This window comes from Variovorax sp. V93 (assembly GCF_041154485.1).
In the GTDB taxonomy this organism is placed as follows: Bacteria; Pseudomonadota; Gammaproteobacteria; order Burkholderiales; family Burkholderiaceae_C; genus Variovorax; species Variovorax beijingensis_A.
On sequence record NZ_AP028669.1, the window covers coordinates 1837837 to 1862852 of the forward strand.

The 25016-nt window shown below is 66.7% G+C and carries 24 protein-coding genes; 15 read left to right on the forward strand and 9 right to left on the reverse strand.

Features of this window, described 5'->3' with window-relative positions:
• From ACAM54_RS08665 to argE, 3 genes are all read left to right on the forward strand, one after another.
• The gene (locus ACAM54_RS08665) at nucleotides 1-672 is read left to right on the forward strand and encodes a DUF1028 domain-containing protein (RefSeq protein ID WP_369650451.1); all 672 of its coding nucleotides are present in this window, start codon (nucleotides 1-3) and stop codon (nucleotides 670-672) included.
• Nucleotides 673-736: 64 nt separating this feature from the next.
• On the forward strand, nucleotides 737-1696 hold the full coding sequence (locus ACAM54_RS08670; RefSeq protein ID WP_369650452.1) for a LysR substrate-binding domain-containing protein: 960 nt from the start codon (nucleotides 737-739) through the stop codon (nucleotides 1694-1696).
• 42 nt (nucleotides 1697-1738) lie between these two features.
• Entirely contained in the window at nucleotides 1739-2896 is a 1158-nt protein-coding gene (gene argE / locus ACAM54_RS08675; protein WP_369650453.1) for an acetylornithine deacetylase, read from the forward strand.
• A 3-nt stretch (nucleotides 2897-2899) separates the two neighbouring features.
• On the opposite strand, the gene ACAM54_RS08680 is transcribed toward argE, so the two are convergent.
• Both ACAM54_RS08680 and ACAM54_RS08685 read right to left on the reverse strand, forming a co-directional pair.
• On the reverse strand, nucleotides 2900-4042 hold the full coding sequence (locus tag ACAM54_RS08680; protein WP_369650454.1) for an L-lactate dehydrogenase: 1143 nt from the start codon (nucleotides 4040-4042) through the stop codon (nucleotides 2900-2902).
• Nucleotides 4043-4048: 6 nt separating this feature from the next.
• The gene (locus ACAM54_RS08685) at nucleotides 4049-5299 is read right to left on the reverse strand and encodes a flavin-containing monooxygenase (RefSeq protein ID WP_369650455.1); all 1251 of its coding nucleotides are present in this window, start codon (nucleotides 5297-5299) and stop codon (nucleotides 4049-4051) included.
• A gap of 264 nt (nucleotides 5300-5563) precedes the next feature.
• On the opposite strand from ACAM54_RS08685, the gene ACAM54_RS08690 reads away from it, so the two are divergent.
• From ACAM54_RS08690 to ACAM54_RS08710, 5 genes are read left to right on the forward strand one after another with little or no spacing between them, the layout of a single operon-like run.
• Nucleotides 5564-6721: an ABC transporter ATP-binding protein gene (locus ACAM54_RS08690; protein ID WP_369650456.1), complete on the forward strand. Its 1158-nt coding sequence runs from the start codon at nucleotides 5564-5566 to the stop codon at nucleotides 6719-6721.
• Between the two features lie 29 nt (nucleotides 6722-6750).
• Nucleotides 6751-7728, forward strand: a complete 978-nt coding sequence (locus ACAM54_RS08695) for an NAD(P)H-quinone oxidoreductase (RefSeq protein WP_369650457.1) — start codon at nucleotides 6751-6753, stop codon at nucleotides 7726-7728.
• A 2-nt stretch (nucleotides 7729-7730) separates the two neighbouring features.
• Nucleotides 7731-8348: a glutathione S-transferase gene (locus tag ACAM54_RS08700; protein WP_369650959.1), complete on the forward strand. Its 618-nt coding sequence runs from the start codon at nucleotides 7731-7733 to the stop codon at nucleotides 8346-8348.
• A 3-nt stretch (nucleotides 8349-8351) separates the two neighbouring features.
• A complete protein-coding gene (locus ACAM54_RS08705) occupies nucleotides 8352-8828 on the forward strand; it encodes a type II 3-dehydroquinate dehydratase (protein ID WP_192323127.1) in 477 nt (158 codons plus the stop codon).
• A 2-nt stretch (nucleotides 8829-8830) separates the two neighbouring features.
• Nucleotides 8831-9787 carry a 2-hydroxyacid dehydrogenase gene (locus ACAM54_RS08710; RefSeq protein ID WP_369650458.1) on the forward strand — a complete coding sequence of 319 codons (957 nt, stop codon included), beginning with the start codon at nucleotides 8831-8833 and terminating at the stop codon, nucleotides 9785-9787.
• Nucleotides 9788-9838: 51 nt separating this feature from the next.
• Here the strand turns inward: ACAM54_RS08710 and ACAM54_RS08715 are convergent, their stop codons facing one another.
• Genes ACAM54_RS08715 through ACAM54_RS08725 form a run of 3 tightly spaced genes read right to left on the reverse strand, consistent with a single transcriptional unit; the run spans nucleotide 9839 to nucleotide 13420 of the window.
• The gene (locus tag ACAM54_RS08715; protein WP_369650459.1) at nucleotides 9839-11164 is read right to left on the reverse strand and encodes an NAD(P)/FAD-dependent oxidoreductase; all 1326 of its coding nucleotides are present in this window, start codon (nucleotides 11162-11164) and stop codon (nucleotides 9839-9841) included.
• Nucleotides 11165-11177: 13 nt separating this feature from the next.
• Nucleotides 11178-11897 carry a cupin domain-containing protein gene (locus ACAM54_RS08720; protein WP_369650460.1) on the reverse strand — a complete coding sequence of 240 codons (720 nt, stop codon included), beginning with the start codon at nucleotides 11895-11897 and terminating at the stop codon, nucleotides 11178-11180.
• Between the two features lie 41 nt (nucleotides 11898-11938).
• Complete coding sequence (locus ACAM54_RS08725) at nucleotides 11939-13420, reverse strand: aldehyde dehydrogenase family protein (RefSeq protein WP_369650461.1); 1482 nt, start codon at nucleotides 13418-13420, stop codon at nucleotides 11939-11941.
• A gap of 415 nt (nucleotides 13421-13835) precedes the next feature.
• On the opposite strand from ACAM54_RS08725, the gene ACAM54_RS08730 reads away from it, so the two are divergent.
• The 7 genes from ACAM54_RS08730 to ligD all read left to right on the forward strand — a co-directional run bounded on the left by ACAM54_RS08730 (nucleotide 13836) and on the right by ligD (nucleotide 22043).
• Nucleotides 13836-14015 carry a DUF3606 domain-containing protein gene (locus tag ACAM54_RS08730; protein WP_012746796.1) on the forward strand — a complete coding sequence of 60 codons (180 nt, stop codon included), beginning with the start codon at nucleotides 13836-13838 and terminating at the stop codon, nucleotides 14013-14015.
• 50 nt (nucleotides 14016-14065) lie between these two features.
• The gene (locus ACAM54_RS08735) at nucleotides 14066-15019 is read left to right on the forward strand and encodes a cation diffusion facilitator family transporter (protein WP_145741842.1); all 954 of its coding nucleotides are present in this window, start codon (nucleotides 14066-14068) and stop codon (nucleotides 15017-15019) included.
• 77 nt (nucleotides 15020-15096) lie between these two features.
• The gene (locus ACAM54_RS08740; RefSeq protein WP_145741844.1) at nucleotides 15097-15276 is read left to right on the forward strand and encodes a hypothetical protein; all 180 of its coding nucleotides are present in this window, start codon (nucleotides 15097-15099) and stop codon (nucleotides 15274-15276) included.
• 173 nt (nucleotides 15277-15449) lie between these two features.
• Nucleotides 15450-16955, forward strand: coding sequence for an ATPase domain-containing protein (locus ACAM54_RS08745; protein ID WP_369650462.1), 1506 nt, complete (start codon nucleotides 15450-15452; stop codon nucleotides 16953-16955).
• Between the two features lie 65 nt (nucleotides 16956-17020).
• Nucleotides 17021-18502 (forward strand): ATP-binding protein, encoded by a 1482-nt coding sequence (locus ACAM54_RS08750; RefSeq protein WP_369650463.1) that lies wholly within the window; start codon nucleotides 17021-17023, stop codon nucleotides 18500-18502.
• Nucleotides 18499-19512 (forward strand): lysylphosphatidylglycerol synthase domain-containing protein, encoded by a 1014-nt coding sequence (locus tag ACAM54_RS08755; protein ID WP_369650464.1) that lies wholly within the window; start codon nucleotides 18499-18501, stop codon nucleotides 19510-19512. The genes ACAM54_RS08750 and ACAM54_RS08755 overlap by 4 nt, the downstream gene beginning before the upstream one ends.
• Entirely contained in the window at nucleotides 19491-22043 is a 2553-nt protein-coding gene (gene ligD, locus ACAM54_RS08760) for a DNA ligase D (protein WP_369650465.1), read from the forward strand. The genes ACAM54_RS08755 and ligD overlap by 22 nt, the downstream gene beginning before the upstream one ends.
• Before the next feature lie 46 nt (nucleotides 22044-22089).
• Here the strand turns inward: ligD and ACAM54_RS08765 are convergent, their stop codons facing one another.
• The 4 genes from ACAM54_RS08765 to ACAM54_RS08780 form a co-directional block, all read right to left on the reverse strand.
• Nucleotides 22090-22329, reverse strand: coding sequence for a hypothetical protein (locus ACAM54_RS08765; RefSeq protein WP_145741851.1), 240 nt, complete (start codon nucleotides 22327-22329; stop codon nucleotides 22090-22092).
• 161 nt (nucleotides 22330-22490) lie between these two features.
• A complete protein-coding gene (locus tag ACAM54_RS08770) occupies nucleotides 22491-23615 on the reverse strand; it encodes an App1 family protein (protein ID WP_369650466.1) in 1125 nt (374 codons plus the stop codon).
• The gene (locus ACAM54_RS08775; RefSeq protein ID WP_369650467.1) at nucleotides 23612-24145 is read right to left on the reverse strand and encodes a dihydrofolate reductase; all 534 of its coding nucleotides are present in this window, start codon (nucleotides 24143-24145) and stop codon (nucleotides 23612-23614) included. The genes ACAM54_RS08770 and ACAM54_RS08775 overlap by 4 nt, the downstream gene beginning before the upstream one ends.
• A gap of 4 nt (nucleotides 24146-24149) precedes the next feature.
• A complete protein-coding gene (locus tag ACAM54_RS08780; RefSeq protein ID WP_369650468.1) occupies nucleotides 24150-24989 on the reverse strand; it encodes a thymidylate synthase in 840 nt (279 codons plus the stop codon).
• Nucleotides 24990-25016: the final 27 nt, after the last annotated feature.

Below are 25016 nucleotides of genomic sequence, written 5' to 3' on the forward strand. Positions count from 1 at the left end.
ATGACGTTCTCCATCATCGCGCGCTGCCCGGCCACCGGGCAGTTCGGTGCCGCGGTTGCCTCGTCCTCCCCCGCGGTCGCTTCGCGTTGCATCCGCGGCCGCACGCACGTGGGCGCCGCCGCCAGCCAGAACATCACCGATCCGGACCTGGGACCGCTCGCCCTGGACCTGCTCGCCAGCGGATTGACGCCGGCGCAAGCCGTGGCCGAGTTGCAAAAGCGTCCCTTCATCGACTACCGCCAGGTGATGGCTATCGATGCGTCGAACCCGCCGGTGGTTTTCACCGGGGCCAAGGCGCTCGGAACCCTGGCCAGCGTGGTCGGCACGCATGCTGCCTGCGCCGGCAACATGCTGCTCACACACGAGGTGCCCCAGGCGATGCTCTTCGCATTCGAGAGCGCAGAAGGCCCACTGGCCGAACGCCTGATGCAGGCCATGCTCGCCGGCCAGGCGGCTGGTGGCGAGGAAGGCCCTGTGCATTCGGCCGGCCTGCTGGTCTACGGGGAGCAGAATTGGCCGATCGTGGATCTGCGGCTGGACTGGGTGGAAATCGATCCGGTGCAGGCCCTCTACGCCACCTGGAAGGTGTACGAACCGCAGCTGCAGGCCTACATCACGCGGGCGCTCGACCCGCGCGCAGCCCCCAGCTTCGGGGTGCCTGGAAACCTCTGAAAGGCCGCCGGTACACTGGACTGTCAACGTCCCGCGCTGTTCCCCAGCCTCTTCTCTACTCGACATGCTCAACCGCGTTTCCTTGCGTCAGATGGAGTACTTTGTCGCCACCGCGACGCACGGCAGCATCGCCGCTGCGTCGGCGCAGATCCACATCTCCTCGCCCTCGATCTCCGCGGCCATTGCGCATCTGGAGTCCGAGCTGAACGTGCAGTTGTTCGTCCGCCATCCTTCCAAGGGACTGGGACTGACCGCCATCGGCACCCTGGTGCTGCGGCAGTGCGAAGATGTGCTCGACCAGTCCTCCCGCCTGTATGAGATCGCCTCGGATTCGAGCGATGTCATGCAAGGCGTTTTGCGGGTGGGCAGCTTCCAGTCGCTCACCGCCATGATTGCACCCGAGGTCATCTTCGGATTTTCCCGGGCGTTCGAGGCGGTGGACGTGGAGATGGTCGAAGGCGACCAGGTGGTCTTGATGAACAAGATACGTGCGCTCGAGATCGATCTGGCGATCACCTACGACCTGCACCTGGGCGACGACATCGAGTTCGAAACCCTGGCGACGCTGCCGCCTTATGTGCTGGTGAGCGAACTGCATCCGTTGGCGCAGGAGAAGGCCGTCACGCTCGAGGAGCTGGCTGCCCAGCCCTACGTGCTGCTCGATCTGCCGATGAGCCGGGAGTATTTCACCTCGCTTTTCGCCAAGGCCGGCGTCACGCCGAACATCGTGGCGCGCTCGCGGTCCGAGGAAGTGGTGCGGTCCATGGTGGCCAACGGCATCGGGTATGCGCTGTTCAACGTGCGGCCCAAATCGAACCAGGCGCTCGATGGCAAACGCATGGTGCGTGTGCGTCTGGCCGGCACCAATCGCCCGATGCAGCTTGGCCTGGCAACGTACAAGCCGATGAAGCAGTCGCGGTTGACCCGCGTCTTCATGGAGCGCTGCCGTGCCTATATCTCCGACCAGTACATCCCCGGCATGAGCGCGGCGAGATTCTTCGACCCCCACATCGCAGCGCCCTGAAGCGCCCAACGCATCGCCATGGATCAAGAAAGTGCCGCAAGCATGTCCAGCATCTCGCTGCTGGAAACCCTGATTGCCTTTCCCTCGGTTTCCCTGAGGCCGAACATCGGGCTCATCCACAAGGTGCAGGAGATCCTGGCGGAAGCCGGCATCGAATCGACCCTTGCACCGGACCCGCAGGACGCCAGCAGGACCAATCTGTTCGCCACGGTGGGCCCGCAAGGCGTTCCGGGTGTCCTGCTCTCCGGGCACACCGACGTGGTGCCCGTGGACGGTCAGCCCTGGACTTCGCCACCCTTCGAGGCGACGCACAAGGACGGCCGCATCTACGGACGCGGCTCGGCCGACATGAAGGGCTTCGTCGCCTGCGCCGTCATCGCTATGGTGGCTGCGGCCCGCAGACCGCTGAAGCGACCCCTGCAACTGGCCCTGTCCTTCGACGAGGAGATCGGCTGCGTCGGCGTGCGCCACCTGCTGCGCCGGCTAGAGAACGGCCTTCCCGCACCTAATCTTTGCATCGTCGGCGAGCCCACCCTGATGCGCATCGGCACGGGTCACAAGGGCAAGTCCGCCTATCGGGCAGTCTGCTGCGGCCAGGCCGGCCATTCGGGCCTGGCGCCCAGATTCATCAACGCCGTCCACATGGCGAGCGACCTCGTCGCGTCGGTGCGCGAGGTGCAGCGTGAACTGTCGGAGACCGGCCCTCGCGAGGAGGGCTATGGCGTGCCTTACTCCACGGTCCATGTCGGCGTGATCCACGGCGGCCGGGCCCTGAACATCGTGCCCAGCGAATGCGAGCTCAGTTTCGAGATCCGCCATGTCTCCGGCGACCAGCCCGAGGAAATCCTGGCCCGCGTGCTGCAACGCCTGGTCGAACGCGTGGCGGCCGATGCGGTGCATCCCGAGGCCCCTTTGCCGGACATCCAGCTGACCAACAGCTACCCCAGCCTGAGCACGCCCGAGGATTCGCCGGCCGTCGGCTTGCTCAGTTCCCTGCTGCCCCCCGGCACCCGCCGCACCAAGGTCGATTTCGGATCTGAAGGCGGCCTGTTCAAGCAGAGCTGGCGCGAAACCCCGGTGCTGATCTGCGGCCCCGGCAGCATCGAAGTGGCGCACAAGGCCGATGAGTACGTGGAACTGTCGCAGATCGAAGCCTGCGACCGGATGATGGCCGCGCTCGTCGACTTCCTTTGCCGGTAGGCCTCAGCGCATGCGCAGGATTTCGCGGTCGATGCCGCGGACATCCGTCTTGCCACAGAAGGCCATGGAGAGATCGAGTTCGTTCTGAATGAGGTGCAGGGCCGTGGCAACGCCTTTCTCTCCCAGGGCGCCCAGGCCGTACATCATGGCGCGGCCGATGTAGGTGCCGCGCGCCCCGAGCGCGATCGCCTTCAGCACGTCCTGCCCCGAGCGGATGCCGCCATCCATGTGCACCTCCACCCGGCGTCCGACGGCCTCCACGATGCGTGGCAGGGTGGAGATCGACGACGAGGCGCCGTCGAGCTGCCGCCCGCCATGGTTGGACACCACGATGGCATCGGCCCCGCTTTCAACCGCCCGCCGTGCATCCTCGGGATCCTGGATGCCCTTGACGATCAGCTTGCCGTTCCAGCGCTTCCTGATCCATTCGATGTCTTGCCACGACAGGCGCGGATCGAACTGTTCCCGGGTCCACTCCACCAGCGAGCCGATGTTGTCCACGCCCTTCGCGTGCCCGACGATGTTGCCGAAATGGCGATGCCGGGTGCCCATCATGTTCCAGCACCAGCGCGGCTTGCTCGCCAGGTTCACGAGGTTGCGCAGGGTAGGGCGAGGGGGCGTGGACAGGCCGTTCTTCTTGTCCTTGTGCCGCTGTCCGAATACCTGCAGGTCCATGGTGACCACGAGTGCGGAACAGTTGGCGTTCCGGGCCCTCTCGATCAGGCCTTCCACGAACGTCCGGTCGCGCAGCACATAGAGCTGGAACCAGAACGGATGGCGGCCAGTCGCTTCGGCCACCGCCTCGATCGGGCAGATGCTCATGGTCGACAAGGTGAACGGTATGCCGAACTTCTGCGCCGCGCGCGCCGCCAGGATCTCGCCATCGGCATGCTGCATGCCGGCGAGACCCGTGGGCGCGATCGCCACCGGCATGCTGACCGCCTGGCCCACCATGGTGCTGGCCGTGCTGCGCTCGGCGATGTCCACCGCCACGCGCTGGCGAAACTCGATCTTGCCGAAATCCTCTTCGTTGGCACGGTAGGTGTATTCGGTCCACGAGCCGCCATCCACGTAGTCGTAGAACATCCGGGGCACGCGTTTCCTCGCCAGCCGGCGCAGGTCTTCGATGCAACTGATCTCGGCCATGCAGGCTCAGGTCTTGCCGTACGACATGTACGCGTCCTGGATCGCGATATGGTCGGCGATGTACTTCGCGTCGTGCCACACGCCGTAGATGAAGGACGAAGCGCGGTTGACCAGGTTCGGCAATCCCAGGAAGTAGATGCCGCTCTCGGCGGAGATGCCCCGCTTGTGAAACGGTGCGCCCTTTTCATCGAAGGCATTGACCTTCAGCCAGCTGTAGTCGAAGGTGAATCCGGTGGCCCAGAGAATCGTCGTGACGCCGGCCTTGGCGAGATCCAGGCTCAGGATCGGCTCCTTGAGGCAGTCCGGGTCCGGCAGCAGCTCCCAGGCTTCGGGCTCCGGCGCAAAGGGCAAGCCGTTCTGCTCGATGTAGGCATCCGCTTCGCGCAGCACGTCGAAGTACGCCCGGTCGCCTTCCGCGACATTCCTGGCCAGGCCTTCTTCGAATTCGATGACGCCATCCTTGTAGGTCCTGGTCAGACCGACCAGCGTCACGCCCATGTGCGCAAGGCGGCGGAAATCGACCGTCCTGCCACCCTCGTAGCCACTGACGGCGAATGCGACGTGCTGCTTCTTGGGTTTGATCTTGACCTCGTCCCACAGGCCCAGGGCACCCAGCCACCAGCAATAGTCGCGGCCGCGGTAGGAACGCGGCGGGCGGTAGTGCTCACCCACCGAGAGATAGACCGTCTTGCCCGCCTTGCGCAACTCCTCGGCAATCTGCGAGCCGGAGGCTCCCGCCCCCACGACCAGCACGGCACCTTCGTGCAACTGGCCCGGGTTCTTGTACGCAGAGGAATGCAGCTGCTGGATGCCGTGGGTCTCGGGAACGATCTTCGGATAGGCCGGAATCTGGAAAGGACCGGTGGCCGCAACGACGTTGGTCGCTTCGATGACCCCCTCGGAGGTCGTGACCGTGAAGCCCGGGCGACCCACGTTGCGCTCCACCTGCTTGACGTCGACGCCGGTGCGCACGGGCGCCTTCAGCATGGCGGCGTAGTCCTCGAAATACTGCGCCATGCGCTCTTTCGGTGGAAATGCCTCCGGCGAAACTCCTTCGAAGTTCAACCCCGGAAAACGGTCATGCCAGGCGGGGCCATTCGCGACCAGGGAATCCCAACGCTCCGAGCGCCAACGTTCCGCGATCCGCTTGCGCTCCAGCACCACATGCGGCACACCCACGAGCGAAAGATGTTCGCTCATGGCGATGCCCGCCTGACCAGCGCCGACCACCACGGTATTGATTTTTTCCACTGACATTTGTGTTTCCTAAAGAAGATCGCCACTGATGCACGTCGCCAGGCAGCCTGGAGACACCAGCCATCGATGCAGGCGAGTCTGAAGAAGCACACCGCATTTGAAAATCACGTTTTTCGGATTCAGGGCTTAGGAAAAAGCAAAGCGCTGCCCGCAAGGTCTTCGCCGGGGCTCGTGCCCAAGGCCATCGAGACCTTTCGTTTTTCCGAGGGGTTGCATCAATTTCGGCAAAGACCCGGACACGGACTCCTGGCTTATCGTTCGCGCATGAAAGTAGTTCACTCCGACCCTGCAGCGCAACCCAGCCTTTCGCATCCGCAGGCCGACACAGCCGTCAGCCTCGAAGGCGTGGTCAAGAAGTACCACGACCAGACCGTGCTGCACGAGGTCTCGCTGAAGATCAAGCGTGGCGAGTTCCTTACCCTGCTGGGTCCGTCGGGCTGCGGCAAGACGACGCTGCTCAACCTGATCGCGGGCTTTGCCGAGGCCGACAGCGGCGAGATCTTCATCGAGGGCCAGCCGGTGACCAGCGATCCGCCGCACAAGCGGCAGATCGGCATCGTCTTCCAGAACTACGCGCTCTTTCCGCACATGACCGTGGAGCGCAACATCGGCTATGGCCTGCGGATGCGGGGCGTACCCAAGGACGAGGTGGCCCAGCGCGTCAAGGAAGCGATGGCCATGGTCAAGCTCACGGGCCTGGGGCACCGCAAGCCGCGCGAACTCTCCGGCGGCCAGCAGCAGCGCGTGGCGCTGGCGCGCGCACTGATCATCCAACCCAAGGTGCTGCTGCTCGACGAGCCCTTCTCGGCCCTGGACAAGAGCTTGCGCGGCTCGATGCAGGTCGAGATTCGCGAGATCCAGCGCCGCCTGGGACTGACGACGGTCTTCGTCACCCACGACCAGGGCGAGGCGCTTGCGATGTCGGACCGCATCGCCGTGATGTCGGCCGGCGTCATCCGCCAGATCGCATCGCCGGCCGACCTGTACCGCAGTCCGCAGGATCCGTTCGTGGCGTCCTTTCTTGGCGACGTGAACATCCTGCCGGCCCACTACCACGGCAAGACCGCCCACGAGATCCAGCTGCGCCTGGGCTCCGGCCATCTCAGCCTTCCGCAGGCTCGGCTGATCGATGCATCGCACGAAGGCGAAAGGCTGGACGTCTACGTCCGGCCGGAACACATCCTGCTGGAGAGCCTGCATGCCGGCTCGGTCCTGAGCGGCACCGTGATCCACCATGTCTTCCAGGGCGACCACATCAACACCTACGTGGATGTGGATGTTCCGAGGACGGCCCGGCAGGTGGTCACCGTGCGCAGTGCAGGCCTGGGCGCCATGCAGCATTGGCCCGTCGGCTCGGTCGTCGGGCTGGCGCTGCTCGATGAGGGCATCAGCGTCTTCACCAGCCCCCGGCAAACCCCATGACCGACATCAGAACCTCCCTTCCAAGTTCAATGCAAGCCATCGTCGCCCGGGAGCCCGGCGATGCCAGCGTGCTGGTGCTGGCCGAGCGCCCCATGCCCGTCCCGGGCGCCGGTGAAGTCCTGCTGCGCGTGCTCGCCGCCGGCATCAACCGGCCCGATGTCATGCAGCGCCAGGGCATCGCCAAGCCCGCGCCCGGCATCACCGACGTCCTCGGACTGGAGGTGTGTGGCGAGGTGGTCGCCTGCGGCCCGGGTGCCGACAGCGCGCTGGTGGGCCAGCGGCTCATGAGCCTGGTGCCCGGCGGGGGCTATGCGCCGTGGTGCACGGCGTCGGTCGATCATTCCTTCGTGGTGCCGGCCCCTCTGTCCGACATCGAGGCGGCGGCCTTGCCCGAAGGACTCTTCACCGTCTGGCACAACCTGTTCGAACTCGGGCGTCTGGCGATGGGCGAGACGGTGCTCGTCCACGGCGCCGCGGGCGGCATCGGCACCCTGGCGATCCAGATGGCCCGTGCGGCCGGCTGCATGGTCATCGTGACCGACAACGATGAAGCGCGGTTCCCCGAACTGAAGGCGCTCGGCGCCGATCTGGCGATCTGCTGGCCCACCACCGACTTCACCCAGGCCTGCCTGGACTACACCGCGGGGCGCGGCGTGGACGTCGTGCTCGACATCGTTGGCGGCGACTATGTGCGCCGCAATCTTCAAGCCATGGCTTTCGGCGGACGGCATGTCAGCCTGTCCTTCATGCAGGGCTCGGCAGTCAGCATCGAACTGCTGACGCTGATGCAGCGCCAGCTGAGCCTGCACTCTTCCACCATGCGTCCGCAAAGTCACGCCGAAAAGGCCCGCATGGCCAAGCGCCTGGCCCACCATGTGGTGCCGCTGCTGAAGCGCCGGCGGATTGCGCCGCGCATCCACGCCACTTTTCCGGTCGGCGAGGCCGCGGCATCGCATGCCATGCTGGAAAGCGGCAAGGTGTTCGGCAAGCTGGTGCTGGTGCCCTGATGATGAAACTCCTCTTCGCTCCGACATCGCCCTTCGTGCGAAAGGTCATGGTGTGTGCGCATCTGACCGGACAGGCCGACAAGATCCAGTGCCTGGACAGCGCCGCTCATCCGGTTCGACGCGACCCGCGCATCGCGGCTCACAACCCGCTCGCCAAGGTGCCGACCCTGATCCTGCAAGACGGCCAGGTCCTCTACGACAGCCGGGTGATCTGCGAGTACCTGGCCAGCCAGGCGGACGCAGAGACGATATTTCCCGCGTCCGGCGCCGATCGATGGACGGCGCTCAGCCGCCAGGCGCTGGGCGATGGCCTGCTCGACGCCGCGCTGCTGGCGCGCTACGAGCTGACGGCGCGTCCCCCCGAATTCCAGTGGCCCACCTGGCGCGAGGCCCTGTTGACCAAAGTTACGGCCTGCCTCGCCTCGATCGAAACCATCGCATCCGAACTGACGCACGACAAACCCACCATCGGCGAGATCACCATCGGCTGCGCATTGGGCTATCTGGACTTCCGATTTCCCGAGCTGAACTGGCGCGCGGAATGCGGCATCGCCGCCCATTGGAACGAAGCTTTCCAGCGCCTGCCCGCGATGCGGGCCACCCAACCTTGCGAAGCTTGAAAAATGATGACCGAAACCTCGAATCCCTCCATCTCCGTCTGGTTCCTGAATGGCCCCAACGCCAACCTCTATGGCCTGGATTCCAATAGGAACTACGGCACGGACAGCTTCCCCGTCCTGCAGTCGCGCTGTGAACAAAAGGCTGCCTCGCTGGAGGTCCGCCTGCGCTTTCTGCAGTCGAACCATGAAGGACAGCTGATCGACTGGATTCAGGAAGCCCGTGGCGTCGCGGACGGCATCGTCATCAATGCGGCCGGTTTGACCTACACGTCCATTCCCATCCTGGATGCCCTGCTGTCTTTTCCCGGGAAGATCATCGAAGCCCATATGAGCAACATCTGGAAGCGCGAGCCCTTCCGCCATCACTCCTACATATCCAAGGCGGCGGATGGTGTCATTGCCGGACTCGGCGCAGACGGCTACGAACTCGCCATCGAGGCCGTTGCACGCCTGGTGCGAAAGAACAAGCAGGTTTCCTGAGGATGACGTTTCCTGAAGCAGCGGCTGTCGGCACTCTGGCCTTCTATAGCGACTTCGACGATTTCCAGACTTGGAAGAAGGCGCTTCAGACCCAGCTTCCGGCACTCCAGGTGATTCACGCAAGCCAGACCGAGCGGCCGGAAGAGATCGACTACGCCATGGTCTGGAAACCCCCGCAGGGCATTTTCGAACGCATGACGAATCTGCGGCTGATCATCAACTTGGGCGCCGGAGTCGACTCGCTGGTGGGGCGCGACGACCTCCCAAGGCACATCCCCATCACCCGGATTACCGATCCGCAGATGTCGCGGATGATGGCCGGGTATGTCCTGTTCGCGGTGCTCCGGCACGCCCGGGATATTCCGGTCTTCGAGCAGGCCCAGCGCTCAGGCCGGTGGGCTTATCGCCACCCGCGTTCGCCGGAGGACATAACCGTTGCGGTGCTGGGCCTGGGGCATCTGGGAGCCAAGGCAGCGCATGAAATTCAGCGCCAGGGGTTCAGAACGCTGGGTTGGTCGCGCAGCCTTGCGCAGATCGATGGCGTGGAGTGTTCAGCCGGCATGGAGACGCTCGATTCCGTGATTGGCCAAGCGGACATCGTCGTCCTGATGCTGCCGCTCACGCCGCAGACAAAGCAGCTCTTCGATCGCGCCCGCCTCGAAAAATTGCAGCCCGGTGCTGCACTCATCAACGTCGCCAGGGGCGCCCTCGTGGATCAGGCCGCGTTGACGGAACTCCTCCAGAGTGGACACATCGGCGCGGCAACGCTGGATGTCTTCGAGCGCGAACCCCTACCGGCCGGAGATGCGCTGTGGAGCATGCCCAACGTGCTCATCACCCCGCACCTCGCGTCAGTGGCCATTCCGTCATCCTCGGCCAAGCAGATCGCAGCCAACATCCTGCGCGTCTCGGCCGGCGGATTGCCGGACAACATCATCGAGCCATCCCGCGGATATTGACGGACTGTGCGGCCTCTGATTCGTGCCGCTCGAAGACGCGGATACCGCAGCCTAGAAATCAGCGACCTTGCCCCATGCCGAGTTGCTGAAGCGCTCCGGCCGGTAGGGCATGGGATCCACGATCGGTTCGGCGCCGCTGGCGAGGTCCGCGATCAGGTGGCCGGCGCCAGGGCCGATGCCGAAGCCGTGTCCGGAAAAGCCCGCGGCCAGGATGAAGCCCGGCATACCGGGCACCTCGCCGATGCCGGGAACACCGTCCGGCGTGCTGTCGATGTAGCCGGCCCAGGCATGCGTGATCCTGGCGTCGCGAAGCTGGGGCAGCAGTTCGACGGCGCGGCGGTGGGTCTCCCTGACCGTGGGCAGATCGGGCTTCGGATCGAGGATGCGCACGCGCTCCATCGGCGTCGGCGCGTCGAGCCGCCAGCGTGCCAGCGTTTCATGGCCACTCCGAATGGCTTCCAGGCCGCCCGGGCGAAGGTTGCGCCAGCGCTTGGCGAACATGGGCACGAATTGCGGCGCGAAGCGCATGAACTGTCCTGTCGGGTCCACGCGCGCACGGCCGCTGATGGCCAGTGCATAGCGTCCGTCGTTGCGGCGCGTGGCGGACACGCCCGCGCTCACCACGGCATCCGGCAGGCGCTGCTCCACCGGGGATACGCTCAGTATGGATTGGCGGATCGAGGCCTGCGGAAAGCGGATGTCCAGCTGCCGGCAGAACGAAGACGCCCAGGCGCCCCCGGCCAGCACGGCCGTCCGGGTCTTGATGACCCCGGCTTCCGTGATCACGCCGCTGACCCGTCCGCCTTCCGTCTCGATGCCACGGGCCGCGCAGTTCTGGTGGACGCTGCCGCCGAGCTTGATGAGCGCAGCAGCCACGGCCGGCGCGGCCTTGCCGGGATCGGCGGTGCCGTCGCTGGGCGAGAAGACGCCGCCCTTCCAGGCGCGGCCGGTCGCATGGCCGCGCTCGGCGGCCTCGCGGGCACTCAGCATGAGGGTCGTCACGCCTGCGGTCTTCGCAAAATCGCGCCAGTTGGCCCAGCGGGAAATCTCGGCCTCGTCATTGCTGAGATACAGCAGCCCGCAGCGATGAAAACCGGTGTCTTCGCCGCTCTCGGCGGCGAATCGTTCCCAGAGATCGAGGCTCTTTGTCGCCAGAGGCAGTTCGCGGGCATCGCGGTTCTGCTGCCGGCACCAGCCCCAGTTGCGGCTCGACTGCTCGGCGCCGATCCGGCCCTTCTCCACCAAGGCGACCGACAGGCCGCGCCTGGCCAGGTAGTAGGCGCTAAAGACACCGATGATGCCGCCGCCGATCACGACGACATCGGCCGAAGCCGGCAGCGTGGGCGAAGTCTGGATGTGTTGCAGCGGGGGTGACATCTCGCTCCCCGATTCAAGCCGGGACGCTTTGGCACACGTAGAACTTCGCCACGCGATCGCTGCTTTCCCAGCCGATCGGTGCGCCCTGGGGCACGAACAGCGCGTCGCCCTTAGCCGTGGAAAGCACGCTGCCGTCAGGCGCTGCGAAGCGCACGCTGCCGGCCAGCAGATGCATGAACTCGTTCATGCGGTGCGGCCGAACGATGCGGTGGTAGGGGGTCGAGTCCCAGGCGCCGGCGCTGTATTGCGCGCCGTCATCGATGAAGACCTTGTCGCTGCGGCACGCCGGCGCGGGGCCCAGCAGCACTTCCGCGGGCAGCGTCGCGGCGGGCTTGAAGTCGGCGGCGGCGTGCAGCGGGAAGACGCCACGCCTCGTCGGTCTTTCGCAAGCGGCCGCGCAGAACACGAATCGCACGCGGGATTCGGCCTGGACATGAAGCGAGGTGCCGCATCCGATGACGGCACCCGCCTGGGGACCGACCACCAGCGGGGCTGCCCCGGCCGCTGTCAGGGTCAGCTCGCCCTCGACCACGACGATGGTTTCGATATGGGGATAGCTCGCGATTTCGAGCTCGCCGATGAAGCTGGTGCGGCCCGCGCTCATCGCGCCGGGTCCTTCCCACGCGATCTCGCGATGCCGCGCAAAGGGGTCGTCGTTGCCGAACGGCGCCCTGCGGAAAGCGGTGGAAAGAGGCGCACCATCGGCGCGGTGCAGTAGGAGGGCCACGGTCATGATTGCTCCAGCGCGATGCGCAATGTCTTCTTTGAAATCTGTCATTCGGTCGCGGGTGCCGAGGCATCCTGGAAGCCGAGAATGGCCTTGGTTTCCAGGTACTCCTCGAGACCTTCGATACCGTATTCGCGGCCGTTTCCGGAGCGCTTGTAGCCACCGAAGGGGGCATGCGGATTCCAGGCTGGATAGTTGATGTGCACCTGCCCGGACCGGATCCGCGCCGCGACGGCACGCGCCGCGGCCAGGTCCTTTCCTTGCACGTGGGCGCCCAGTCCATAGACGGTGTCGTTGGCAATTTCCACGGCCTCGTCCACGCTGTCATAGGGAATCAACACGAGCACCGGCCCGAAGATCTCCTCCTGCGCGATCTGCATCCGGGAATGCACCGCGGTGAAGATGGTCGGTCGGCAATAGAAGCCGCGGCTCAAGCCCTCCGGCCGGCCGAGGCCGCCGCAGACAAGCCGCGCGCCTTCGGCGATGCCGACACCGATCATTTCCTGCACGCGATTGAACTGCGCGCGGTTCGCCACCGGGCCGTGCGTGGTCTGCTGCGAACGCGGGTCGCCCACGACCATGCCGGATGCCGCCTCGAGCGCGATCCGCTCGACCTCCTGCAGGCGCGCACGGGGCACGATCATGCGGGTCGGAGCACTGCAGGACTGGCCGACGTTGCGGAAGCCGGCGGCCACGCCTCCTGGTACGGCGCTCGCCAGGTCCGCATCCGGCAGGATGAGGTTGGGAGATTTTCCGCCGAGTTCCTGGGCCACGCGCTTCACGGTCGGGGCCGCCGCCTGGGCCACCAGGACGCCGGCCCTTGTCGAACCGGTGAACGAGACCATGTCCACCTCCGGATGCTGCGCCAAGGCCGCGCCGACCTCCGGTCCGCTGCCGTTCACGAGGTTGAACACACCGGGCGGGATGCCGGCGTCTTGCACCACTTCGGCAAAGAGCAAGGCGCTCAGGGGCGACAGCTCACTGGGCTTCAGGACGACCGTGCAGCCTGCTGCCAGGGCGGCTCCGACCTTGGCTGTGATCTGGTAGAGCGGCCAGTTCCAGGGTGTGATCAGGCCGCACACGCCGATGGCCTCGCGCAGGATGGCCATGTCCCCGCGATGGGTGACAAACGCATAGCCGCGCGCATTGTCGCGGGCCACGCGGATGTGCTCCGCTGCTGACGGCACCTGTGTGCGGCGCGCGAAGTCGATGGCCGCGCCCATCTCCAGCGAGATCGCCTGGGCGAACAGTTCTGCGCGCTCGAGGATCAGGGCGTGGACGCGATCGAGGAGCAGGGCCCTGCTCTGGGCGGAACGCACGGACCAGGCCGCGAATGCACGCCGGGCCGCGGCCACGGCCGCAGCGACATCTCCTGCGCTGCCCAGCGCGATCTCCGCCACAGGCTCCTCGGTCGACGGGTCGACGACGCTGCTGCGAGCCTGCGTTTCGGGCACGGCCCACTCGCCGTCGACAAACATGCGGTCCAGGCGCCCAGCGCGCCTCAGGTGCTCGACGATCGAGGAGTTCATGGATTGACGGGGCCTTTGCATGTCCAAAATCTTAGGCCGTGCATCCCGCGGGCCGGTGCTTCAATGGGGGTCTTGAACAAAGCAGGCTGCCGTTGTGCGAGCCGCGACAGCAGATCCTGCCGTCGTGCACCTTGGCCACACGGTGCAGGGCGAGCCGGTGGAGATATTTCCCTCTCTCGGCAGCAGTTGCCTGGACGAGCCGCTGCTGCGCCATCCGATGGATGCGGTATTCCCCACGGCCACACGCACCGCGGCACGTCCGAGGAAGAAGCGGAACTGGCTTCATGAAACATCCCGAAACCGCGGCAGACGACAGCATGTAGAACATGTCCTGCATCAGCCATGGCGTCCGGCTGGCATGGCGGCTTCGCCGGGCGGTGAAACTCCCGTCTCCAACCCACCTGGAGACCCCGCGATGCCGGACGACATGGAGATCCGCGTCCCACAGGACGACGAGCGAATCGACATCACCGACCTGAAAGAGGTCGACTACTGGACGAAGTGTTTTGGCGTCAGCGAGGCCCGCCTGCGCATGGCGGTCGCGTCAGCGGGGACCATGAAGGACGACCTGCGGATCTACCTCGGCCTTCCCTGAAGGCCGGGCTGAACGCAAGGGCCGAGCGGCGCACCGCCGTCCGAATCCCTATGGCCGCCGAATCGAAGCTTGCGATCTACGGCGCCATCGCGGCCAATGTGGCCATTGCCGCCACCAAGTTCACGGTCGCCGGCATCACCGGCAGTTCGGCCATGCTGTCCGAAGGCATCCATTCGGCGGTCGACACCTTCAACGGCGTCCTGCTGCTGGTGGGCATCCGGTTGAGCCAGCGGCCCGCGACCACCGAGCATCCCTTCGGCCACGGCAAGGAGCTGTACTTCTGGAGCCTGATCGTCGCGGTGCTGATCTTCGGGCTCGGCGGCGGCGTGTCGTTCTACGAGGGCATCCAGCACATCCGCAAACCGGAGCCGATGCGCGATCCGGGCTGGAACTACCTGGTGCTGGGCCTGGCCGCATTGTTCGAAGGCGCGAGCTTCCTGGTTGCGCTGCGGCAGTTCCGTGTCCAGTCGCACGGCGCTCCGTTCTGGCGCGCGCTCGGGCAGAGCAAGGACCCCACCACCTACACCGTGCTGGCCGAGGATTCGGCGGCGTTGGCCGGGCTGGCGGTGGCGGCGCTGGGCATCTACTTCAGCCACCGGCTCGGCATGCCGGCGCTGGACGGCGCGGCCTCGGTGGTGATCGGGCTGCTGCTGGCCGGCGTGGCGGTGCTGCTGATCAGCCAGGCCCGCGGGCTGCTGATCGGCGAGGGCATCCGCCCCGAGACCGCGCGCGCCATCCGCAGCCTGGCCATGGAGCAGCCGAGCGTGCAGGACGTCGGCCACGTGCTGTCGATGTACATCGGCCCCGACGAGGTGCTGGCGGTGGTCGACCTGAATTTCAGGGAGGGCACGGCGACCGGCGAAGCCGCCGATGCCATCGCCGCGATCGAGCAGCAGGTGCGCGGGCGTTTCCCGATGATCCGGCGGCTCTTCATCGAGGCGAGCGAGGCGCCCGTGGAAGACGCGGCTTCCGCGCGGGCCGGCGGGATCGTCGGCGTTGGCTGACGGCCGCTGGCGCCATTGCCTGAGCGCTGCCGTGCCGCAGGCACGCCACCGTCGGGGCTCATTCAGGAGGTCCAGCGATGAACAAGCCACCGCCCGAGCGCCGCGAGCGTTCCCCCGACGAACCGGAAATCACCCAGGAGGAATCCGTGCCCACGGATGGAAAGGACACCGAGGGTGAGAAGCAGATGAAGAAGGTCGAAAACAAGAAACTCCAGGACCCCGGCGATGCCGAGCGCAAGACGCCGGACAAGTCCTGAGGCCGTCCGCGGCCGGCACGCAGCGGCCGCGGCGCAGTGGCGTTGTCTTGTCCCGAAGAAGGGTGATGCCCTACAACCCAGGGGCCGCAGCTCCTGATAAAAATCCTTGCGCCAGCAGATCGCAAGCAGAACAGGGCAGAAAGGACTGTCTGTCCGACGATGGAGGAAGAAAAATGAAACTCGACGGCACGGCCTTGCCGTCCGCCCAGGACGGCCTGATGAAAGTCGGTGTTCCCGGCCTCGACGATGTTCTTGGCGGCGGACTCACGTCCAACCGCCTCTACCTGATCGAGGGCACGCCCGGTGCCGGCAAGACCACCATCGCGCTCCAATTCCTGATCGAGGGCGCCGGGCGCGGCGAATCGGTGCTGTACGTCACGCTGTCGGAAACAGCGCGCGAGCTCAGGGGCGTGGCGAAATCCCATGGCTGGGACCTGAGCGGCATCGAGGTGCGCGAGATGCTTCCATCGGAGGCCGCGCTCGAGCCCGACGAGCAGTACACGATGTTCCACCCGTCCGAGGTCGAGCTCAGCGAGACGACCTTGAAGATCCTCTCGGATGTCGACGTGCTCAAGCCGTCGCGCGTGGTGTTCGATTCGCTCTCGGAACTGCGCCTTCTGGCCGGCAGTTCGCTGCGCTACAGGCGGCAGATACTGGCCCTCAAGCAGTTCTTTGCAGGCCGCCAATGCACGGTGCTGCTGCTGGACGACATGACCGCCATGAAGCACGACCTGCAGGTGCAGAGCATTGCCCATGCGGTGATCCGGCTCGAGCAGATCAGTTCCGACTACGGCGCCGCGCGGCGCCGGCTGGTGGTCAGCAAATACCGGGGCCAGCAGTTCCGCGGCGGCTACCACGACTACCGCATCGAGCGCGGCGGCCTGCGCGTCTTTCCGCGCCTGGTCGCCTCCGAGCATCCCTCGGCGCCGGCTGTCGTGCAGGCGCGCATTCCCAGCGGTCTGGAGGCGCTCGACGCGCTGCTGGGCGGCGGCCTGGAACGCGGCACGAGCACGCTGTTCGTCGGCGCGCCGGGCACGGGAAAATCGACGGTGGCCGTGCAGTTCGCGCTGGCGGCGGCGCGGCGCGGCGAATGCGCGGCCCTCTTCATCTTCGACGAGAGCATCCACACGCTGCGCACGCGCTGCGAAAGCATGGGCATGGACCTGGGGCCGTTCATCGAATCCGGCCGCATCAAGGTGCGGCAGGTCGACCCCGCCGAGCTGTCGCCGGGCGAGTTCGTGCACCTGATCCGGGTGGCGGTGGTGGAATCCGGTGCGGCGGTGGTGGTGATCGACAGCCTCAACGGCTACCTCAACGCCATGCCCGACGAGCGATTCCTGATCGTGCAGCTGCACGAGCTGCTTTCCTACCTGGGGCAGGCCGGCGTCGCCACGCTGCTGGTGGGCGCGCAGCATGGCCTCATCGGCATGCAGATGAAGACGCCGGTGGATGCGAGCTACCTGGCGGACGCGGTGGTGCTGCTTCGCTATTTCGAGCTCGAGGGCGAAGTGCGCCAGGCGATCTCGGTGCTCAAGAAGCGCGGCGGCGCGCATGAGCGCAGCATCCGCGATTTCTCGATGACTGCCACAGGCCTCAAGGTCGGCGAGCCGCTGCGTCATTTCAGGGGCATCCTGACGGGCATCCCTGTTCCCATCGACGGTGTGCAGCATCCATCGTGAGCCCGCCCGCCGCATCCGCCGAGCAGCGCATCCTGTTGCGGACCGCAACCTCCAGGGACGCCTTCATGGCAAGCGCCGTACTGGCCCGCGCACAGATTGCGGCCCACACCTGCGACAGCCTGTGCGAGCTCGTGCGGGGTATCAAGGAAGGCGCCGGCGCCATCATGCTGGCGGAAGAGGTGCTGGCCGATCCGGCCGCGGCCGCGCTGGCCGACGCGCTGGGCTCGCAGCCGCCGTGGTCCGATCTGCCGGTGCTCGTTCTTGCCCGCCAGGGCGCGGATTCGCCCGTCATCGCCAAGGCCATGGACCGGCTCGCGAACGTCACCGTGATCGAGCGGCCGATGCGCGTGGCCTCGCTGATCAGCACGGTGCGCGCGGCGCTGCGGGCGCGTAACCGGCAATACCAGTTGCGCGGCCTGCTCGACGGCCTGCGCGAGTCCGACCAGCGCAAGACAGAGTTCCTTGCAACGCTGGCGCACGAGCTGCGCAACCCGCTCGCGCCGATGAGCACTGCGCTCACGCTCCTGATGCGCAAGCCGCACGAGCCCGCGGAGGCCCGGCGCTACTACGAGCTCATGGGGCGGCAGATCGACCACATGGTGCGGCTCGTGAACGACCTGATGGAGGTCTCGCGCATCACGCGCGGCAAGATCGAGCTGCGCATGGAGGCGGTCTCGCTTGAAGCGGTGATCGAGGACGCCATCGAGCTGAGCCGGCCGCTGCTCGAAGGCGCCAGGCACACGCTGAGCACGCGGCTGTGCAGCGAGCCGGTCGTGGTGCGGGGCGACGGCGTCCGCCTCACGCAGGTGTTCTCCAACCTGCTCAACAACGCCGCCAAGTACACCGCGCCCGGCGGAAAGATCCGCATCGTGCTGCGCCGGGAAGGGCGCGACGCCGTGGTCGAGGTCTGGGACAACGGCACCGGCATTGCGCCGGACATGCTGAAGTCGATCTTCGAGATGTTCGTGCAGGTGAGCGGCACTTCCAAGGCGGCGCAGGGCGGCCTGGGCATCGGCCTCACGCTGGTGAAGAGCCTGGTCGAGCTTCATGGCGGCAGCGTCGAGGCAACCAGCGCGGGCCTGGGCCAGGGCGCGATGTTCTGTGTGCGCTTGCCGCTTGCCCGCGTCGAGGCCGGCGTGCCCGCGTCGTCGGCACCGGCCGTTCGCGGCTGGCCGGCCTCGTTGCCGGGCACGGTGCTGATCGTCGACGACAACCGGGACGCGGCCGATGCACTGGGCGAACTGCTGCGCTCGATGGGCGCCACCACGCGCGTGGCCTACAGCGCAGATGCCGCGCTGCGCATGGTGGCCGAGGGTCTGGCGCCCGGGCTCGCGATCCTCGACATCGGCATGCCGGGCATGGACGGCTGCGAGCTCGCAACCAGGCTGCGCGCCAACCCCGCGCTGGCCGGATTGATCCTCGTCGCACTGACCGGCTGGGGCCAGCACGGCGACAAGGAGCGCATTGCGGTGGCCGGGTTCGACCACCATCTGCTCAAGCCGCTCGACCTGCCGGCGCTGATCTCGACCCTGGGGGCCGCGCCATGAACCATGACGCGACCATGCTTTCGGCGGCGGACCATCCGGCCGGCAGGCCCTCGCTCTGGCGCCGCTGCCGCCGATGGCTGCTGCCGCTGCTGGGGCTCGCGGTGCTGGGCCTGCTGCTGTCGCATGCGCACAAGGTCGACTGGGCAGGCGCATGGGAGGCGCTGCAGCGCTATCCGGCGATGCTGCTGCTGGGGGTCTGGGCCATCGCAACCGCGAGCCACGCGCTCTACGGATGCTTCGACCTCATCGGCCGGCGGCACACGCGCCACCGGGTGCCGCGCTGGCGCTCCTGGGCCATTGCGGTGACGAGCTATGCCTTCAATCTCAACCTGGGCTCGCTGGTCGGCGGCATTGCGATGCGTGCCCGGCTCTATGCGCGCGCGGGCCTCGATGAAGCCGTGGTGGCGCAGATCGTCGGCGTGAGCCTGGCCACCAACTGGCTCGGCTACGGGCTGCTGGCCGGCGGCCTGTTCGCCGCTGGCGTCATCACGCCGCCGCGCCAGGCGAGCATCGGGGCGGACGCGTTGCGCGCGCTCGGCGTGCTGATGATTCTTCTCGCGGCAGCGTATGTGGTGGCCTGCGCCTTTTCGCGCGGGCGGCAGTGGCAGCTGCGGGGGCGGCGGGTGAGGCTCCCTTCGGCGCAGCTTGCGGTCGTCCAGCTCACGCTCTCCGCCGCCAACTGGGCATTGATGGGCTGCGCGATGTACCTGCTCCTGGGCCGGCAGGTGCCGTACGCCACCACGCTGAGCGTGCTGCTGGCCGCGTCCATCGTCGGCGTGATCACGCCGATCCCGGCCGGGCTCGGCGTGCTCGAGGCCGTTTACCTGGCGCTGCTCTCGGGCACCGTGCGCCAGGGCGAGCTGATGGGGGCCGTGCTGGCCTACCGCGCGCTCTACTACCTGCTGCCGCTGGCCGGCGGCCTGGTGCTCTACCTGCTGCTCGAACGCTACGCGGCGGGCCATCCGCTGGACGTGGAGGCCGACACACCATGGCGCGCGCAAACCCCCTGAAGCGCTACAAGGAAAAGCGCAACTTCGGCGCCACGCCCGAGCCCGAGGAGGGCGGCGCATCGGCGCCCGGCATGCTGCAGTTCGTGGTGCAGAAGCACTGGGCGACCCGGCTGCATTACGACTTCCGCATCGAGCTCGATGGCGCCATGAAGAGCTGGGCGGTGCCCAAGGGCCCGAGCTACGACACGCACGACAAGCGCATGGCCGTGCATGTGGAAGACCATCCCATCGCCTACAACCAGTTCGAGGGCGAGATACCGCCCCGGCAGTACGGCGCGGGCAAGGTGATCATCTGGGACAAGGGCAGCTGGACGCCCATCGGCGATCCGCGCAAGGGCTATAAGGCGGGGCACCTCAAGTTCGAGCTGCATGGCTACAAGCTGCGCGGCAAGTGGGCCCTGGTGCGCATGCACGGCAAGGCCGATGACAAGCAGGACGCGTGGCTGCTGATCAAGGAGCACGACGAGTACGCCCGCCCGGCCGCGGAGTTCAGCGTGGTCGACCAGTTCCCGGACAGCGTGGCGCAGATGCCGATGCCCGCCGCGGCGGTCTCGGCGACGGCCGAGGCGCCGCCCGCACCGGCAAGAAAGCGCGGCAAGGCATCGGCCGGCGGCATGCCCGCCGATGCGGTGAAGGCCGCCATGCCCGCCAAGCTCTCGCCGCTGCTCGCCACGCTGGTCGACGGCCCGCCGCCCGATCCGCAGAACTGGATCTACGAGATCAAGTTCGACGGCTACCGCCTGCTCGCGCGCATCGATGCGAAAGGCGGCGTGCAGCTGCTCACGCGCAATGGCCATGACTGGAGCGGCCGCATGCCGCACCTGCTGCGCGCGATCGAGCGCATGAAGCTCGCGCCCGGCTGGCTCGATGGCGAGATCGTGGTGCTCAACGAGTCCGGCGGCACGGACTTCCAGGCCTTGCAGAACGCCTTCGACAGCGAGAACATGCGCAACATCGTCTACTTCCTGTTCGACCTGCCCTACTACGGCGGCTTCGATCTCACCGGCGTGCCGCTGGTGGAGCGCCGCGGCCTGCTGCAGGCGCTGCTTGCCAAGGCGCCGCCCGAAATCCGCTTCAGCGAGATCTTCGATGCGCCGCCCGAGGACATCGTGGCCTCGGCCTGCAAGATCGGGCTCGAGGGTGTGATCGGAAAGCGCAAGAACAGCACCTATGCCTCGCGCCGCTCGCCCGACTGGATCAAGCTCAAGTGCTCGCAGCGGCAGGAGTTCGTCATCGGCGGCTACACCGATCCGAAGGGCTCGCGCGTGGGCATCGGCGCCTTGCTGATCGGCGTGCACGACGACAAGGGCGAGCTGGTCTACGCTGGCGCGGTGGGCGCGGGCTTCAATGGCCGAACGCTCGCCGACATGCTCGAAAGATTGAAGCCGCTCGGCATCGACCAGCGGCCGTTCAAGAACCCGACCGAGAACGACCGGCGTGCGCACTGGGTCAAGCCGGTGCTGCTGGCCGAAGTCACGTTTTCCGAATGGACCAAGGACGGCCATGTGCGGCATCCGGTGTTCCACAGCGTGCGCTCGGACAAGCCCGCCAGGGCCATCGTCCGCGAGAAGCCGGTGCACCAGGCGGGCGCCGGCCGTGAACCCAGGCCCGAGCCCGAACCCGCCGCCACCATGCCCGCCAACTTCAAGGTCTCGCACGCCGACCGCGTGGTCGACCCGTCGACCGGCATCACCAAGGTGGAAGTGGTGCGCTTCTACGGCCTGGTCGCACCGCTGATGATGCCGCACCTCAAGGGCCGGCCCGTGTCGTTCGTGCGCGCGCCGCAGGGCATCAACGGCCAGCTGTTCTTCCAGAAGCACCTGGAGCTCGGCCAGATGGGCGGCGTGCGGCAGCTCGACGCGGCACTGTGGCCGAAGCACCCCGAGCTGATCGAGATCGCGGGCCCGCTCGGGCTGCTGAGCGCGGCGCAGATGAACGTCATCGAGTTCCATACCTGGAACGGCCTGAAGACGCTCATCGGCAAGCCCGACCGCATGACCTTCGACCTCGACCCGGGCGAGGGCGTCGGCTGGCCCATGGTGCTGCAGGCGGCGGAGCTGATGCGCGTGGTGCTGGACGAACTGGGTCTCGCGCCGTTCTGCAAGACCAGCGGCGGCAAGGGGCTGCACGTGGTGGTGCCGCTCAAGCGGCAGTACGACTGGGACACCATCAAGGATTTTTCCCAGGCCATCGTGCGCCACATGGCGCGCACCCTGCCGCAGATGTTCGTCGCCAAGAGCGGGCCGGACAACCGTGTCGGCCGCATCTTCATCGACTACCTGCGCAACGGCTTCGGCGCGACCACCGTCTGCGCCTGGTCGGTGCGGGCGCGTCCCGGCATGGGCGTGTCGGTGCCGGTGGAATGGCAGGAGGTTCCCACGCTCGCGAGCGGCGCGCAGTGGACCCTGCGGAACATTCATGCCCGGCTCGACCGCGGCAACGATCCATGGGCCGCGTATGCAAAGGCTGCAAAGAGTCCGGGAGCCGCAATGAAGCTGCTGGGGTTCGAGGCCGACGTGCGCAAGCGCTAGCCGGATCCCGCGCGGAACGCGGGGCCCGCGAGCGCGGCGATGACGTTCAGAGTTCGATGAAGGCCGAGGTGGCCTTGTTCAGCGCCAGCTTGCCCTTGGCGGTGATCGATTCCACCTGGGCGAGCTGGCGTATCGCGCGATCGTCCGGCGCGTGGCTGGACGGCGGAATGAAAGCGGTCACCAGCTCGGCCGCACGCAGTACGCGCAGCCTGTCGATGTCGGCTGGCGTGTGGACGACGTATGGCAATTTCTGCTCGGCGATGACCCGAAGAAACTCCATGGACATGAGCCGTCTCCTTGTCTGGGTGGTGGAGAGAACATTCTGCGGAAAAAATCACAGTTTTGCCTAATCCCTGTGAGGCACATGACTTTCCGATGTGTACCTAAGTGTTCTTTTGTCGCCGGTGCTGGAAACCAAGGTGCCGAAGGTGTTTCGGCGGCGGGCGCTCACCTTGCCCGCTGGATTGGTGCCGGGGCCCGTTCGGGGGAAAGAATCTGCCAGAGGCCGGGGGCCACGCCTTCGAAGGCAGCCGCGTAGCGCTCGGCGCGGCTGTCCTCGCCGGTCACGTCGCGTATGGCGATGCTGTCGATGCGGCCGGGATGGGTGCGAACGACCTGCCCGTAGATCTCGGGATCGCTCTCGCCCGAATCGCCCACCAGCATGAACCGGCGCTGCGGAAAGTCGGCCAGCAGGCGCTCGATCACGCCGAGCTTGTGCGTGCGCGAATCCTGCTCGCCGGGAATGAGCGTGCGCCAGGTCGTGCTTTCGCGCAGGTGCATGCTGCCCATGGGAAAGTCCGCATCGCGAAGAAAATCGGCGAGCGCAGGGTACAGCTGCATCGGGCTGGCCGAGAGATAGTGGAAGCGCGTGTCCGGTGCCTTGGCCAGCGTGCGGTAGTACGCCGCCATGCCCGGTGCCGCTTCGAAGCGCCGTGCAAACGTGTTCAGCAGCATCTCGCGCCGGTCGCGCACCTGGGTGCGCTTGATGGTGTCGTCGATGTCCGAAATGATCGACAGGCCTTGCGCGGGAACGATCAATGCTTCGCCCCTGAAGCGGTGCAGCAGTTCGCCGGGCCCGGTCACGGCATGGAACTTCAGCCACTCGCTCGAAGGCGGCATGCGGGGCGGGTCGATGACGATGCGCATGTTCATGCGGCCGTCGGCGCCCGAAGGCGGCGTGGGCACGCGCGCGGCACTGCCTTCGAAGTCGAGCTCGAACACCTTGCCTTCTTCCGATTCGGCGTGGAACAGCGCGGTGCGCTGGTTGAAGCGCAGCCGTGCCGCCGGCGAGAGCTTCTTGAGGTTCAGGCCCAGGTAGCGCGCGAACGCGGCATTCAGGCCCCAGCGGCGCTCGGGTTCGTAGACCCAGGCATGGATGTCGACCTCGAGCCGGCCATCGCCGGTGGGGCGCGCGGTGCCGGGGATGAAGAGCGCTTCTTCGTCGGGATCGAGCCGCTCGGCCGCGCGCAGCGCCTGCATGGGCGCCAGGCCGCAAAGCAATGCGGCGCCGACCACCAGGGAGCGGCGCCGCAGCGGCGCAGGTGCGATGGCGCGCGGCTCGCCTGCGTTCATGCCTTCGGCGCGGCGATGCGTTCGTAGGTCACGAAGCTGTAGTGCAGGCCTTCCTTGGCCGAGACGTGCGATTCGCGCCTGGTTTCGCGCCATTCGGAAGGAGCCAGTTCCGGCGCATGCGCATCGCCTTCGTAGTCGCGCGCGATCTCGGTGACGACGGCCTGCTGCGCCAGCGGCTGCGCCTCGGCATAGATCTGCGCGCCGCCGATGATCCAGACATCGGGCACTTGCGAATCCTCGCACAGCGAGAGCGCCTCCTGCAGGCTGCCCGCGCGCTGCGCGCCTTCGGCCTTCCAATCGTCCTGCCGCGTCACGACGATGTTCCAGCGGCCGGGCAGCGGCCGGAAACGCGGCGGCAGCGAATCCCAGGTCTTGCGGCCCATGACGACCGGCGCGCCGCCGGTCTGCTGCTTGAAGTGCGCCAGGTCTTCAGGCAGGTGCCAGGGCATGAAGCCGTTGGCACCGATCACGCCGTTGGCGGCGCGCGCGAAGATCAGGTGGATGCGCGGTGTCGTCACAAGGCCGGACATGGGCTCACACCGCCACCGGTGCCTTGATGGGATCGTGGTGCCGGTAGTCGAGCACTTCGAAGTCTTCGTACTGGTAGTCGAAGATCGAGGCCGGCTTGCGCTTGATGTGAAGCGTGGGATACGGGTAGGGCGTGCGGCTCAGCTGCAGCGCCACCTGCTCGGCGTGGTTGCTGTAGATGTGGCAGTCGCCGCCGGTCCAGATGAAGTCGCCCACGTCGAGCTCGCACTGCTGCGCCACCATGTGGGTGAGCAGCGCGTAGCTCGCGATGTTGAAGGGCACGCCCAGGAAGATGTCGGCGCTGCGCTGGTAGAGCTGGCAGCTCAGCCTGCCGCGCTCGCCCGGCGCCTGCGGCGGCGCCACGTAGAACTGGAAGAAGGCATGGCAGGGCATGAGCGCCATCTTGGAGAGCTCGGCCACGTTCCATGCGCTCACGATGATGCGGCGCGAATCGGGGTTGGTCTTCAGGGTCTTGATGACTTCGGAGATCTGGTCGATGTGGCCGCCGTCCGGCGTGGGCCAGCTGCGCCACTGCACCCCGTACACCGGACCCAGGTCGCCGTCCTCGCGCGCCCACTCGTCCCAGATGGTGACGCCGCGCTTCTTGAGCCAGTTGTTGTTGCTGGAGCCGGTCAGGAACCACAGCAGTTCCTGGATGATGGACCGCAGGTGCACCTTCTTGGTGGTCACCAGCGGAAAGCCTTCGTTCAGGTCGAAGCGCATCTGGTGGCCGAACACGCTCTTGGTGCCGGTGCCGGTGCGGTCGCTCTTGTAGACGCCATGGGTGTCGACATGGCGCATGAAGTCTTCGTACTGGGAGCGGACGGGGCGGCTGGGCGAGGTCATGTTGGGAATTTTACGGGGCGGCGCTAG

Excerpts from the sequence above, each read along its gene's own strand:
- ACAM54_RS08665 (WP_369650451.1), top strand. The coding sequence starts at position 1 with ATGACGTTCTCCATCATCGCGCGCTGCCCGGCCACCGGGCAGTTCGGT.
- ACAM54_RS08670 (WP_369650452.1), top strand. The coding sequence starts at position 737 with ATGCTCAACCGCGTTTCCTTGCGTCAGATGGAGTACTTTGTCGCCACC.
- argE (WP_369650453.1), top strand. The coding sequence starts at position 1,739 with ATGTCCAGCATCTCGCTGCTGGAAACCCTGATTGCCTTTCCCTCGGTT.
- ACAM54_RS08680 (WP_369650454.1), bottom strand. The coding sequence starts at position 4,042 with ATGGCCGAGATCAGTTGCATCGAAGACCTGCGCCGGCTGGCGAGGAAA.
- ACAM54_RS08685 (WP_369650455.1), bottom strand. The coding sequence starts at position 5,299 with ATGTCAGTGGAAAAAATCAATACCGTGGTGGTCGGCGCTGGTCAGGCG.
- ACAM54_RS08690 (WP_369650456.1), top strand. The coding sequence starts at position 5,564 with ATGAAAGTAGTTCACTCCGACCCTGCAGCGCAACCCAGCCTTTCGCAT.
- ACAM54_RS08695 (WP_369650457.1), top strand. The coding sequence starts at position 6,751 with ATGCAAGCCATCGTCGCCCGGGAGCCCGGCGATGCCAGCGTGCTGGTG.
- ACAM54_RS08700 (WP_369650959.1), top strand. The coding sequence starts at position 7,731 with ATGAAACTCCTCTTCGCTCCGACATCGCCCTTCGTGCGAAAGGTCATG.
- ACAM54_RS08705 (WP_192323127.1), top strand. The coding sequence starts at position 8,352 with ATGATGACCGAAACCTCGAATCCCTCCATCTCCGTCTGGTTCCTGAAT.
- ACAM54_RS08710 (WP_369650458.1), top strand. The coding sequence starts at position 8,831 with ATGACGTTTCCTGAAGCAGCGGCTGTCGGCACTCTGGCCTTCTATAGC.
- ACAM54_RS08715 (WP_369650459.1), bottom strand. The coding sequence starts at position 11,164 with ATGTCACCCCCGCTGCAACACATCCAGACTTCGCCCACGCTGCCGGCT.
- ACAM54_RS08720 (WP_369650460.1), bottom strand. The coding sequence starts at position 11,897 with ATGACCGTGGCCCTCCTACTGCACCGCGCCGATGGTGCGCCTCTTTCC.
- ACAM54_RS08725 (WP_369650461.1), bottom strand. The coding sequence starts at position 13,420 with ATGAACTCCTCGATCGTCGAGCACCTGAGGCGCGCTGGGCGCCTGGAC.
- ACAM54_RS08730 (WP_012746796.1), top strand. The coding sequence starts at position 13,836 with ATGCCGGACGACATGGAGATCCGCGTCCCACAGGACGACGAGCGAATC.
- ACAM54_RS08735 (WP_145741842.1), top strand. The coding sequence starts at position 14,066 with ATGGCCGCCGAATCGAAGCTTGCGATCTACGGCGCCATCGCGGCCAAT.
- ACAM54_RS08740 (WP_145741844.1), top strand. The coding sequence starts at position 15,097 with ATGAACAAGCCACCGCCCGAGCGCCGCGAGCGTTCCCCCGACGAACCG.
- ACAM54_RS08745 (WP_369650462.1), top strand. The coding sequence starts at position 15,450 with ATGAAACTCGACGGCACGGCCTTGCCGTCCGCCCAGGACGGCCTGATG.
- ACAM54_RS08750 (WP_369650463.1), top strand. The coding sequence starts at position 17,021 with ATGGCAAGCGCCGTACTGGCCCGCGCACAGATTGCGGCCCACACCTGC.
- ACAM54_RS08755 (WP_369650464.1), top strand. The coding sequence starts at position 18,499 with ATGAACCATGACGCGACCATGCTTTCGGCGGCGGACCATCCGGCCGGC.
- ligD (WP_369650465.1), top strand. The coding sequence starts at position 19,491 with ATGGCGCGCGCAAACCCCCTGAAGCGCTACAAGGAAAAGCGCAACTTC.
- ACAM54_RS08765 (WP_145741851.1), bottom strand. The coding sequence starts at position 22,329 with ATGTCCATGGAGTTTCTTCGGGTCATCGCCGAGCAGAAATTGCCATAC.
- ACAM54_RS08770 (WP_369650466.1), bottom strand. The coding sequence starts at position 23,615 with ATGAACGCAGGCGAGCCGCGCGCCATCGCACCTGCGCCGCTGCGGCGC.
- ACAM54_RS08775 (WP_369650467.1), bottom strand. The coding sequence starts at position 24,145 with ATGTCCGGCCTTGTGACGACACCGCGCATCCACCTGATCTTCGCGCGC.
- ACAM54_RS08780 (WP_369650468.1), bottom strand. The coding sequence starts at position 24,989 with ATGACCTCGCCCAGCCGCCCCGTCCGCTCCCAGTACGAAGACTTCATG.